The sequence below is a fragment of the Faecalimonas canis genome, from assembly GCF_054601575.1.
This window is the reverse complement of record NZ_BAAHSI010000002.1, coordinates 49,575-61,501: the sequence shown is the minus strand read 5'-3', so window position 1 is coordinate 61,501 and position 11,927 is coordinate 49,575. Positions and strand designations below refer to the sequence as shown.

The window sequence follows — 11,927 nt, the reverse complement described above, 5'->3', positions numbered from 1 at the left end:
CGTGGTTTTCTTAATACAATAATTGGAGCGGGATTTAACACCCCGCTCCATTGTTGCATTTCAAATATTTTTAATTAAAACTTATACTTGGTTTTATATTTTATAAACATAAAACATGATAATAATATTGCCAATAACTCCGCTACCGGTGTTGCTAACCAAATCCCCGTCACTTTAAACAATAATGGTAATACTATCAAACAGATAACCATAAATACAAAGGAACGTGCAAATGCAAGGATTGCAGAAACAATACCATTGTTAAGAGCCGTGAACATACTACTGGAAAAAATGTTAAATCCTATAAACAGTAATGCAATACTACAAATTCTATTTCCTATAACCGCAAGATCAAATACAGGATTATCAGGTCTTGCAAAAATAGCAACAAGAGGTTTTGTAATAATCAATGACATTGTTAAAGATATAATAGAAATAACAGCAATTATTTTTAAACTTTTTCTAATTAATTTTTTCAACTTTTCATAACTTTGTTCTCCATAATAGTAACTTATCATCGGAGCAACTCCATAAGAATACCCGCTAAATAGAGAACTGACAAACATGAGTACATACATAATGATTGTAATAGCGGCTATACCATTTTCTCCCACATATTTTAACATTGTCCAGTTAAACATTAGTGTTGTAATCCCGGTAACAAGTGCAGTCGCCATTTCCGAACAACCATTTGAAATAGCTTTTGTTAAAACTCTTATATCAAAATTTGGTTTAACAAAATGAAGTAAATTCTTTTTATTACAGAAAATAATAAATCCTACCACCGCTGTTACGGAGTAACCTAAGCCTGTGGCAATGGCAGCTCCGCTTGTTCCCATACCAACAAGTTTAATAAGTACATAATCCAGCATAATATTAACTACCCCACCTGCAACAGAGCAGATAAACGATATTGACGATTTTCCTGAAGCAATTAAATAAAGCGAAAAATTATTCATCAGCAAAATAGGAATAGTAAATAGCAAATAATGTCCCAAATAATCTTTTGAATAGTGTAAAACTTCTGCAGATACATTCATTTGAGAAAAAATAAAATGCATACAAAAATATCCTACAAGGCACATAAAAACGCCAACAACAATATTAACAACAATTAAGAATGTAAAATTTCTGTTGGCTTCATGTTGCTTTTTTTCTCCTACTTTTTTCATTATCACTGCACTTCCCCCAGTTGCCAACATAGTAGATATTGCAGTTACTAAAGAAATAACAGGTGCTGATAAATTTACTGCGGATAACGCATTTGTTCCGATTAAATTAGAAACAAACAATCCGTCCACCATTGTATAAAAAGACATAAATAACGACATAGCAATGGTAGGCAATGCGAATCTCATAATATTCTTTAATGTAATTGGTTTTAGATAAATATTTTGATGTTCCATTTTATTCCTCCTTGATTTATTGAAATTACTTATATACCATAAACTATACAGTAACTGTAATGTCAACAAAAAAAGCACTATAAAAACCAGACTCCACTCCCAAGTGAAATCTGGTTTTATAAACATTTGACTCTCTATACTTCTTCCAGCATTTTAGCTAATTCTTCCATATATGTAGGAATTTCAAATCCCTGAGGACAATGTCTTGTGCAGGCTTTACACCCTATACAACCTGCAGGTCCTTTTTCTTCCGGCATATCTTTCAAATGACGTACTCTCCATGCACCGCCAATCTTAGCTTCATTATAACATTTTAACAAAGCAGGAATATCCAATCCTTTCGGACAATTCGGTGTGCAATAATTACACTGGGTACATGGAATAGTAATCTCCGAATGTTGAATTGCCGCAGCCTTTTCAATTCTTTCCTGCTCTTCCGCTGTAAGAGAAAGAGATTCGGAAAATGTTTTGATATTGTCATTTACCTGTTCTTCATTTGACATTCCGCTTAATACAACCTGTACACTATCAAGATTCATTACCCAACGCATTGCCCATGACGCAAGTGAAACTTCCGGATTTAATTCTTTTAATTCTTTTGCCGCATCTTCTGTTAAGTTTGCCAACAAACCTCCATGTGCCGGTTCCATGACCATAACCGGAATGTTTGCTTCTGCAAGCATTTCATATAACTCTTTCGCATCTTCAAAATACCAGTCATAGTAATTTAATTGAATTTGTATAAAATCCCACGGATAAAGTAGTAATAATTTTTTCATTGCTTTTGGCGAACCGTGGAAAGAAAATCCTAAATACCCTATTTTGCCTTCTTGCTTCATACTGTCAAAATATTCAATACATCCATTTCCAATCATTTCATCTGCAAACGAATCTTGTATACTATGAAGCAGATAAAAATCTATTCTATCCATGTTTAAACGTGATAGTTGTTCTTTAAACTGTTTGCGATAATCTGGTTCTGCCTGAAAATTATATTTGTCAGTTACATAAAAACTTTCACGAGGATATTTCGCCAATGCTTTTCCTAAAAATTCTTCCGATTTCCCACCGTGATAGATATATGCCGTATCATAGTAGTTAACTCCCTGTTCCATACAATCATCAATCAGTTTAGTTGCTTTTGTGTAGTCAATTTTTGCATTATCTTCGTCCAGTATCGGTAAACGCATTGTGCCCATTCCTAATCTTGATAAATAAATTCCGTCTTTAAATTCTTTGTACCTCATTTTTATCCTCTCCTTTAGCACTCAATTTAAATAATCTATTCTTACTAATGTATATTATACAAACCCATTTTATAAACTTCAACCTTAATCTCTCATTTCCTCCTGTATCGCCTCTACAATCTGCTTACTATCTACTACCGCCACTTTCTCTCCACTGTAATCCATTGCTACAAACAAAGCAAACAACAGCACCGCAATAACCGTGCGAAGAAAAAATCCGTCATTTCTTGTAGAGTTCTCCTCGTACAAGTCCGAATAAATTGCTTCATACCGCGGATGAACTGCCGGAGGCGTCCTCGAATCCACATATTTTCTTCTCGTTTCCTCTAAAAGTTGTTTTCGTCTTCTCTCCGTTTCATTCATTTCTTCTCCTCCAAATCTTCATTCCTTTTTCTTCATTAAACACAAAAAGACATATACTCTTAATAAAGTATATGTCCTTTATCACTGTTTAGAATTTAGCGTTTTGCCATTTCCTCAGTCAGTTCTTCCCATGTAACATTTCTTTCCACCATAAGCACCATAGCATGATACAGGAAATCTACAAATTCACTTTTCAGTTCATCCTGACTCGGATTTTTTGCGGCAATGACAATCTCAGTTGCCTCTTCGCCTATTTTCTTTAAAATTTTATCAAGCCCTTTTTCAAATAAATATGTAGTATATGAATCTTCTTTCGGATTTTGTTTTCTGTTCAAAATAGTCTGATATACATATTCAAATATTTGCAAAGGATTTTTTTTACTTTCATCACTTCCGATTAAAGATTGTGTAAAATGTGTTTCTGTCTTTTCCCGAAAATCTATTTTTGCAAGTAGTGTATCTCTCGTTTCGTTGACCGTCATTGACTTTACATATTGGTTCTGTTTACTTTCCACACCGTCTGTATCTGTACAGTAATACGTCATCTTACCGGTCTTTACGGTTGTTTCAAATGCTTCCCGATTCATTTTTCTCACAGACAGAATTTCTCCTGTCTTATAGTCCTGTGTAATGACGGAAATAATTCCTGTCGTGTCTACATGAAATTCCGAGAAATCCATAAGACTTTCAAAAGAAGTTATTTTAATATCTCTTTCTGCACATTTTTCTTTGAATTTTGAAAAATCCATTTCAATATCACTTACAAATCGACCCGAAAGTCCTTTTACGGCCGAACATCTGAGTATATTAAACAACTCCTCTTCCTGAACCGTATCCGTTACAATAATACATGGGATATTTGTTATATTCATTACAGAGTTTAAATCTAAGCGATGCATAAAAATCAATTCACTGCTGTACTGCTCAATTATCTGCTGTTGCTTAAATAATGCATCAAAATCATTTAATGATACCGCTATTTTTTCTTTTCCAAAACGTTTTGCCGCCTCCTTTGCCAGTACAAACATATCCGGTTTGGAAAAGTTCAGCATAACACGTTTCACTCCCGTATACAAAATTCTTTTTACGTCTTCCAGCCGTTTTATATTCCCACCGGCAATCATCGGAATCGGAATAACCCGATTGATTTTCTGTATTAACTCTATTGATTCCGTATGTTCCTCATCACTATCAGACAAATCAAACACAAGCAATTCATCAGCACCCTGATTACTGTAATATTGTGCCAGTTCAACTGCATTTTCCGCAATAATTTCTCTGTCACGAAACCATTTTACTGCTTTTCCATTGTATATAAATATACACGGAATTAATCTTTTATAACTCATACCTTTCTCCTATCTAATCAACGATTTCCCTCATATCCAAATCTTTTTGTATCGCATTCAAATATGGTACAAAACAACCATTAGAAAGGGTCAGGAAAAATTCGCTGTCCAGTTCGTCAAATCGAAAACTCTTTCTCCCACCGTTTAGAGAACGCTCCCGATATTGTAGCAACTCTTGTAAACGCATATAATATAAAATATTTTTCCCACTATAATAAATCAGCAGGAACGCAATCCCCCCCTGCTTTTCAAAATTTTGCATAAATGTAATCTGATGCTCATGTATATTTTGCAGGGGAAATGTATCCGCACTACACTCTTTTGCATCAAAACAGACGGGGATTCCCTGCACTGCCCCGATATAATCTACCGTACTTTGCTGCTCAAAATATGCCAAAGTAATATGACGGTGCTCTTTATCTATCCTTACCGGAGTAATTGGTGTCGGAATTTTTTGTATCAACGCTAATCCCTTTTCCAAATATCTTTCATTTGTTCGATTAATAAACTCTTCCAGTGTTGAGCCTCTAAGCCCTCTTGAATTCCAAGTTCCCATTTATATGCTCTCACCTTCTACAATTTTTTCAAATTGTTTTGGCAAAGGAGCAACGAAAATTTTCTCGGAAAGTTGTGGAAGTTCTTTCTCCATTTTAGGTAATTCCAACCTATATGCGTGTAAAAGTTGATGGGATAAATGATATTGCTTTTTATATCTGTCATTCGTTTCTTTGTTACCATATTTATAATCACCGATAATAGCATGACCCTGAGAAGCTAAATGTGCTCGAATCTGATGTGTTTTTCCCGTAATTAAATGCACCTCCAGCAGAGTTCCCTCTTTCAATTGCTGAATAGGTCTGTATTCTGTTTCTATTTCCAGACTATTCGGAAAGTATGTTTCACTTACGGTCACCTGATTTTTCTTTTCATCTTTTATCAGATACCCTTTTACATACTGCTTTTCCGTCACTTTTCCTGCCACGATACAACGATAATATTTTCTCAGCGTTCTTTCTTTAAATAACTGTCCCATTACTTGAAGACCTTTTAAACTTTTCCCACACACAACAAGTCCGCTCGTATTTCTGTCTAACCTGTTACATATAGACGGTTTAAAACTTTTCAGATTTTCTTTTGTCAACTGCCCGCTCGCCAATAGATAAGCGATAAGATGCTCCACTAAAGAAACATCCTTAGCCTCTGCCTTTTGTGACAACATTCCTGTCGGTTTATTGATAAGCAATATATCTTTGTCTTCATAAATAATATCCAAATCGGTATCCACCTTATAAACACGAATCTCTTTAGAAAATTTTTGTATGGTTTCATCCGATAAAAATAGTTTTACACTATCGCCCTCTGCAAGTTTTTCATTTCCCGATGCCTTTTTCCCGTTCAAAACAATATTTTTTTTACGGAGCATTTTATATAGAAAACTTTTCGGTGCTTCATTCAAATATTTTGCCAACAGTTTATCTAAACGCTGTCCTGCTTCATTTGCTGAAATTTGAATTTCCTGCATCTTTTTCCTCTCTCTTACATTGATAAACTTAATATTGTTCTTTTTATTCCCTCTTCATGTTCTGGCGAATTTTCTTTTTCCGCCTCCGCCATATTTTCCATACCTTCCACACGTGTCAGATATGTTTTATAATCCGTAAAAATTTTTACGGACACTTTATCATATCTGTCGTTTCCAAGCATTTTTTTTATGTATGATGCCGTACTGTTTACATCTACCTTATTACTGCTTGTATACCCACATACAATATTTTCAAAAATAACTATACTGTCTATCGGCATGATTTTTTCATAACTGGTCAAAATCATATCATAGACTTTTACAAGTTTTGGCGCTTTTCTTTCAAGCTCTTCTACTTTTTCTTTTTCCATACTGTGATGTGGAAAAAGCATGATCACCCCCACCAATGCCTTTGCAGCCGGAAGGCAGCCCAAAACAGCTGCCACCGTCAATAAATTCAACCTTGTCTTTGTTGTCAGATAACCTGTTAAAAACACAACAAGAACCATACCAAATTCTATACAGGTTTTTGTAATTTCCCATTTTTTCTTTGATTGTATATAACCGGAGTTTCCTTTTTCCACTCTCATGTCTACTTCGCCTGCCTTTTAAAACTGTTTCATTATTTCCACTACCAATTTATGCGGAATAATTTTCGTCAAAACTCTCGCCGCTTTCATTGCGACTCCGTAAACGGAAACTTCTTTTTTATTTTTCGCATCTATAAGTGCCTGTTTAACTACCTTTTCCGGTTTTGCCATCGTCATCTTCTTTAAAATATTTGCACTCATTCCGGCAATATCGAAAAACTCCGTTTTTGCCGGTCCCGGACAAACTGCTGTAACATATATTCTCCTGTCTTCCAGTTCTGCTCTCAACGCTCTGCTGAAACTTAATACATAAGATTTTGTCGCTGCATATACTGCAAATGACGGCTGAGGACAAAATGCTGCTGCGGAAGCAATATTTACGACACGACTTCCTTTTTCCAAATACGGAAGACAGATTAATGTCATATATGTCAATGATTTACAGTTCGTATCAATCATTTCCAACTGTGTCTTTTCATCAATTTCTTCCACTGTCCCCGTTTTACCAAATCCCGCCGCATTTACGAGCATTCTGATATTTGGTTGTTCTGCCGCAAGTGCACCTGAAAGTTCATCATAAATTTCCTCCTTAAGCAAATCTCCACCAAAAACACGCAGTTTCGTCATTGTTCTGCTCTGCAATTCACGAAGTCTTTCAACTCTGCGGGCAATTACCCATATCTCATCCAGTTCTTTATATAAACTGTCAATCTGTCTTACAAATTCTCTTCCAAATCCGGAAGATGCCCCTGTAATAATTGCTATTTTCATTTTTCATTCTCCCCGCTATTTATTTTTCTTTTTATGCACATTTCGTATTGCCTTTTTTTTCTTTGGTTTTTTGTTCTGTTGCTGCTGATGTGTTTTTTCCCACTGCTGCTGTTTATTTTGTCTTGGTCTGATAAGACATTTTTTATCATAACCGACTAAATCCATTCTATCCGCTATTTTTAACGCTTCTAATACGAGATCATAATTTTTCGGATTGCGATATTGAATTAATGCTCTCTGCATTGCTTTTTCATGCGGATTTACCGGCACATACACTTTTTCCATTGTACGCGGGTCTACTCCCGTATAATACATACAGGTGGAAATCGTTGACGGCGTCGGATAGAAGTCCTGCACCTGTTCCGGCATATATCCTAAATCACGCAAATATTCTGCAAGTTCTACCGCCTCTTTCATCGTTGACCCCGGATGTGACGACATTAAATACGGAACGAGAAACTGTTTTTTTTCTAATTTTTCATTTATCTGTTTATATTTTTTTGTAAATGCCTGATAAACACTATTTTCCGGCTTACCCATTCTCTGTAAAACTGCATCGGAAATATGTTCCGGTGCAACTTTTAACTGCCCGCTGATATGATGCTCACATAGTTCTTTAAAGAATGTATCATCCTTATCCGCCATTAAATAATCGAAACGGATACCTGAGCGGATAAATACCTTTTTTACATTTGGTAATTCCCTTAATTTACGCAGCAGGCGTAAATAATCTTTGTGGTCTACCTTCATATTTTTACACGGTTTAGGAAACAGACACTGCTTATTCTTACAAGCACCATGCGTCAACTGTTTCTCACAGGCAGGCGCTCTAAAGTTTGCGGTTGGTCCTCCCACATCATGTATGTATCCCTTAAAATCTTTATCCCAAATAAATTTTTTTGCTTCAGAAATAAGCGATTCATGACTTCTCGTCTGGATAATTCTTCCCTGATGAAATGTCAACGCACAGAAACTACAAGCGCCAAAACATCCTCGGTTGCTGATTAGACTATACTTCACTTCTTCAATAGCCGGAACTCCTCCTAATTTTTCATAGGACGGATGATAAGTACGCATATATGGATAACTATATACTCTATCCATTTCAGACTGATTTAGCGGTTTTGACGGCGGATTCTGTACAATATACAAATGCTCCCCGTACGGTTCGACAAGGCGTTTCGCCGTAAACGGATCTGTATTACAATACTGCACATAAAAACTCTTCGCATAATTCAACTTGTCCTGCTGTAATTCATCATAAGACTGTAATGTAATCGCATCATAGACACAGTCCAAACTTTTCACTTTACACACCGTTCCATCAATATAAGTAATATCTGAAACCGACATACCGCTATCCAGCGCCTCGGCAATCTCTACAATAGAGCGTTCTCCCATTCCGTAAGAAAGAATATCCGCTCCAGAATCAAGTAAAATAGAACGTTTTAACTTATTGCTCCAATAATCATAGTGTGCCAGTCTTCTAAGACTAGCCTCAATTCCACCGAGAATAATCGGTGTTTTCTTATACACCTGACGAATCAGATTACTGTATACGACTGTCGCGTAATCCGGGCGTTTTCCCATAACTCCGCCCGGCGTAAATGCGTCTGTTTTTCTTCTTTTCTTTGACACGGTATAATGGTTTACCATAGAGTCCATATTTCCGCTGGAAACTAAGAAAGCAAGTCTGGGTTCACCAAAAACCATAATGCTTTCTTTCTTCTTCCAATCCGGTTGGGCTATAATCCCCACCTTATATCCGTGTGCCTCTAAAACTCGCGTAATAATTGCGTGCCCAAAAGAAGGGTGGTCGACATAAGCATCACCTGATACATAGACAAAATCTACCTGATCCCACCCTCTTTGTTTCATTTCTTCTTTTGAAATTGGTAAAAATCCTTGTTGCATTTATAGTACCTCGTAGGTTTTCTTTTGAATATCATTATAATCCTGTATGTAATAGTCTGCCAGTTCTCTTTTCTTTTTCTCCTGTACTTTGGAAAATTTATCTTCCACTGCACATACTTTCATTCCTGCATTTTTTCCTGCCAAAATGCCCATTGGAACATCTTCAAATACAAGACAGTTTTCAGGCAAAACTCCCAAACTTTCCGCTGCCTTTAAATAAACGTCCGGCGATGGCTTTCCTGCACACACATCGCAAGAAGTCCAAACCGTGCCAAAAAATTTTTCTATATGATTTGCTTTTAAAAATTCCTCCACTAACTGTCTGCCGTTACTTGTCGCAATTCCCATGAGAATGCCTCGTTCTTTCAACATTTGGAGAAATCCTAGCGCACCTTCTTTTAGTTTCACTTCTTTTGTATATTTATCGTATGCCCTATTTATCCAATCCTGTTTTATTTCCTCCAAAGTAAACGGAAGAACCGGAAAGACATCCAAAAAATATTGTGCCGTTTCCGTAAAACTTTTCCCTTCCATTTCCGTATAAAAATGCGGAGGAACTTCTAAATGATACTCTTCAATATATTCCATATCAATAGTTGTCCAGACCCACATAGAATCTGCAAGCGAACCGTCCAAATCAAAAATAACCGCTTTGATATTTTCTAACATAACTGTTCAACCTCTTTCTCTGTCAACCGTCTATATTCTCCTTTTTGCAGACTTTCGTCAAGCACAAGACTTCCCATGGAAATCCGTTTCAGATAAGTAACTTCCATTCCCACAGCATGAAACATCCGTTTCACCTGATGAAATTTTCCTTCCTGTATAGTCAATTCTATCTCTGAAGTTTCACCGGACTTTAAGATTTTTAATACCGACGGCTTTGCATACTCATCATTTCCAATCGCCAAACCTTCTGAAAATAGTTGTACTTCTTTTTCTGTCACTGTTCCGTCTATTTTAGCATAGTAGACTTTATCAACGTGCTTTTTCGGTGCGAGCAGACGGTGTGCCAATTCTCCGTCATTTGTAATCAGAAGAAGCCCTTCCGTATCCTTATCGAGTCTGCCCACCGGAAATAAGTCTTTCCGCTTTTTATCTTCGATTAAATCTAATACTGTTTTATCCATTTTATCCGTTGTTGCAGAAACAAAGCCCGCAGGCTTGTAAAGCATATAGTATTCGAATGCCTCATAACCTACCACCTGATTATCCATACAAACCTGTTGGGAATGTTCATCTATTTTTTCTTCCGGCTTTGTCGCTTTTTTGCCATCCACCGTAATTCTTCCCTGACGAATATATTTTTTCACTTCTGAACGTGTTCCTACACTCATTTCACATAAATATTTATCTAATCTTATCATGCTGACTGCCATCTCCACCCCGGTAAATATTTATTTTTCAGCGTTCCGTTGGAAAGTTTACCCCAGCCTAAAGGATAGTCTTCTATACAAATCAATTGCCAACCTTTGTCTTTCGTGGAAACTAAGTCATCCACTTCAAGCGTTTCTCCTTTTAAATATTTTATCACTCTTTCATCGTCTGCCGGTAAGGAAATTGTATGAGCATATTCTTCTTTTTTCAGACACATGGCAAAAGCCTGTGTAGGTTCAAAACGGTTCTTTTTCACATCCCCTAAATATAACCCTGTTCTCAAAAAACGTATTCCTTTCACATCCGGTAATCCTTCCGGCATATAATAAACCCTCTCTCCATGAATCTCTAATCTGCTCCAATCCATTTCCCATGTTACATCACAGAAAAATTCTTCCAACTCTACCGGAACTTTTTTTGCTCTTTTTTGTTTTTTCAAAGGAGTTTCTTCTTCTATTTTATCGCCCTTTTGTAACAGCGCAAGGTAATGTCCTTCCCCATGCATTTTATGCGGCCAAATGCGGACAGTCTTTCTGAACTCTTCTGATTTGCTCTCCGTCATCTCCGGTTTCCCTTCTGAAAATCCTTCATATGATATAATGTCTTTTAAGAAAAATTCAGGATATTCTTTCAGTAAGTATTCAATCGTCCCTTCATTTTCCTCTGCATCAAATGTACAGGTAGAATACAAAATCATTCCTCCCTTTTTTAACATTCTTGCAGCCTGTGTCACAATACTTCGCTGAATTTTGGCAAAAAAGGATGGGCCATGTTCCTCCCACGCTTTCACCATCTTTTTATCTTTTCTAAACATTCCTTCTCCGGAACATGGGGCATCAATCAAAATTTTGTCAAAGTATTCCGGAAAATATTCTTCCAATTTTCCCGGCTCTTCACTTAAAACAAGCACATTGCCAACGCCAAAAATCTCAATATTTTTCAGCAACCCTTTCGCTCTTGAATTGCTTATATCATTGGCGATTAAGACTCCTTCTCCTTTTAACTTTGCTCCAAGTTCAGTCGCTTTTCCTCCCGGTGCAGCACAAACATCCAGCACCTTATCTCCCGGCTCTATCGGAAGTCTGTTCGCAGGTGTCATAGCACTCGGTTCTTGCAGATAATATAATCCCGCAAAATAATACGGATGTTTTGCAGGCTGAACCTTATCGCCATCATAATAAAAACCATTCTCAATCCAAGGTATCGGTCTGATTTCAAACGGACAGATTTCCTTAAATTTCTCTACGCTGATTTTCTTTGTATTTACACGCAAACCGTAAAATCTCGGTTCATCATAACATTTTATATAATCGGAAAACTCTTCTCCCAATAACATTTTCATTTTCTCTTCAAATTTAGTTGGTAAATTCATGTTTGCCTCCTTCATA

General features: G+C 36.5%; 12 protein-coding genes. All 12 read right to left on the bottom strand.

Annotated features, from left to right (window positions below; all coding sequences use genetic code 11):
• Positions 1–74: 74 nt before the first annotated feature.
• Complete coding sequence (locus ACYPXO_RS00345; RefSeq protein WP_459638764.1) at positions 75–1,406, bottom strand: MATE family efflux transporter; 1,332 nt, start codon at positions 1,404–1,406, stop codon at positions 75–77.
• 134 nt (positions 1,407–1,540) lie between these two features.
• Positions 1,541–2,653, bottom strand: coding sequence for an aldo/keto reductase (locus ACYPXO_RS00340; protein ID WP_459638763.1), 1,113 nt, complete (start codon positions 2,651–2,653; stop codon positions 1,541–1,543).
• 84 nt (positions 2,654–2,737) lie between these two features.
• Positions 2,738–3,016, bottom strand: coding sequence for a hypothetical protein (locus ACYPXO_RS00335; protein WP_459638762.1), 279 nt, complete (start codon positions 3,014–3,016; stop codon positions 2,738–2,740).
• Between the two features lie 95 nt (positions 3,017–3,111).
• Positions 3,112–4,365, bottom strand: coding sequence for a phosphoribosyl-ATP diphosphatase (gene hisE / locus ACYPXO_RS00330; RefSeq protein ID WP_459638761.1), 1,254 nt, complete (start codon positions 4,363–4,365; stop codon positions 3,112–3,114).
• Positions 4,366–4,378: 13 nt separating this feature from the next.
• Positions 4,379–4,921, bottom strand: a complete 543-nt coding sequence (locus tag ACYPXO_RS00325; RefSeq protein ID WP_459638760.1) for a Holliday junction resolvase RecU — start codon at positions 4,919–4,921, stop codon at positions 4,379–4,381.
• The gene (locus ACYPXO_RS00320) at positions 4,922–5,887 is read right to left on the bottom strand and encodes an RluA family pseudouridine synthase (protein ID WP_459638759.1); all 966 of its coding nucleotides are present in this window, start codon (positions 5,885–5,887) and stop codon (positions 4,922–4,924) included.
• Positions 5,888–5,901: 14 nt separating this feature from the next.
• Positions 5,902–6,477: a hypothetical protein gene (locus tag ACYPXO_RS00315; protein ID WP_459638758.1), complete on the bottom strand. Its 576-nt coding sequence runs from the start codon at positions 6,475–6,477 to the stop codon at positions 5,902–5,904.
• Positions 6,478–6,495: 18 nt separating this feature from the next.
• The gene (locus ACYPXO_RS00310; protein ID WP_459638757.1) at positions 6,496–7,248 is read right to left on the bottom strand and encodes an SDR family NAD(P)-dependent oxidoreductase; all 753 of its coding nucleotides are present in this window, start codon (positions 7,246–7,248) and stop codon (positions 6,496–6,498) included.
• Positions 7,249–7,263: 15 nt separating this feature from the next.
• Positions 7,264–9,162: a YgiQ family radical SAM protein gene (locus ACYPXO_RS00305; protein WP_459638756.1), complete on the bottom strand. Its 1,899-nt coding sequence runs from the start codon at positions 9,160–9,162 to the stop codon at positions 7,264–7,266.
• Entirely contained in the window at positions 9,163–9,831 is a 669-nt protein-coding gene (locus ACYPXO_RS00300) for an HAD family hydrolase (protein WP_459638755.1), read from the bottom strand.
• A complete protein-coding gene (locus ACYPXO_RS00295; protein ID WP_459638754.1) occupies positions 9,825–10,529 on the bottom strand; it encodes a pseudouridine synthase in 705 nt (234 codons plus the stop codon). Before ACYPXO_RS00295 ends, ACYPXO_RS00300 begins: the two co-directional genes overlap by 7 nt.
• The gene (locus ACYPXO_RS00290) at positions 10,526–11,911 is read right to left on the bottom strand and encodes an RsmF rRNA methyltransferase first C-terminal domain-containing protein (protein WP_459638753.1); all 1,386 of its coding nucleotides are present in this window, start codon (positions 11,909–11,911) and stop codon (positions 10,526–10,528) included. The genes ACYPXO_RS00295 and ACYPXO_RS00290 overlap by 4 nt, the downstream gene beginning before the upstream one ends.
• Between the last annotated feature and the right edge of the window lie 16 nt (positions 11,912–11,927).

Coding starts and splice junctions, on each gene's coding strand:
- ACYPXO_RS00340 (WP_459638763.1), bottom strand. CDS start 2,653: ATGAGGTACAAAGAATTTAAAGACGGAATTTATTTATCAAGATTAGGA.
- ACYPXO_RS00325 (WP_459638760.1), bottom strand. CDS start 4,921: ATGGGAACTTGGAATTCAAGAGGGCTTAGAGGCTCAACACTGGAAGAG.
- ACYPXO_RS00345 (WP_459638764.1), bottom strand. CDS start 1,406: ATGGAACATCAAAATATTTATCTAAAACCAATTACATTAAAGAATATT.
- ACYPXO_RS00315 (WP_459638758.1), bottom strand. CDS start 6,477: ATGAGAGTGGAAAAAGGAAACTCCGGTTATATACAATCAAAGAAAAAA.
- hisE (WP_459638761.1), bottom strand. CDS start 4,365: ATGAGTTATAAAAGATTAATTCCGTGTATATTTATATACAATGGAAAA.
- ACYPXO_RS00310 (WP_459638757.1), bottom strand. CDS start 7,248: ATGAAAATAGCAATTATTACAGGGGCATCTTCCGGATTTGGAAGAGAA.
- ACYPXO_RS00305 (WP_459638756.1), bottom strand. CDS start 9,162: ATGCAACAAGGATTTTTACCAATTTCAAAAGAAGAAATGAAACAAAGA.
- ACYPXO_RS00320 (WP_459638759.1), bottom strand. CDS start 5,887: ATGCAGGAAATTCAAATTTCAGCAAATGAAGCAGGACAGCGTTTAGAT.
- ACYPXO_RS00290 (WP_459638753.1), bottom strand. CDS start 11,911: ATGAATTTACCAACTAAATTTGAAGAGAAAATGAAAATGTTATTGGGA.
- ACYPXO_RS00300 (WP_459638755.1), bottom strand. CDS start 9,831: ATGTTAGAAAATATCAAAGCGGTTATTTTTGATTTGGACGGTTCGCTT.
- ACYPXO_RS00295 (WP_459638754.1), bottom strand. CDS start 10,529: ATGATAAGATTAGATAAATATTTATGTGAAATGAGTGTAGGAACACGT.
- ACYPXO_RS00335 (WP_459638762.1), bottom strand. CDS start 3,016: ATGAATGAAACGGAGAGAAGACGAAAACAACTTTTAGAGGAAACGAGA.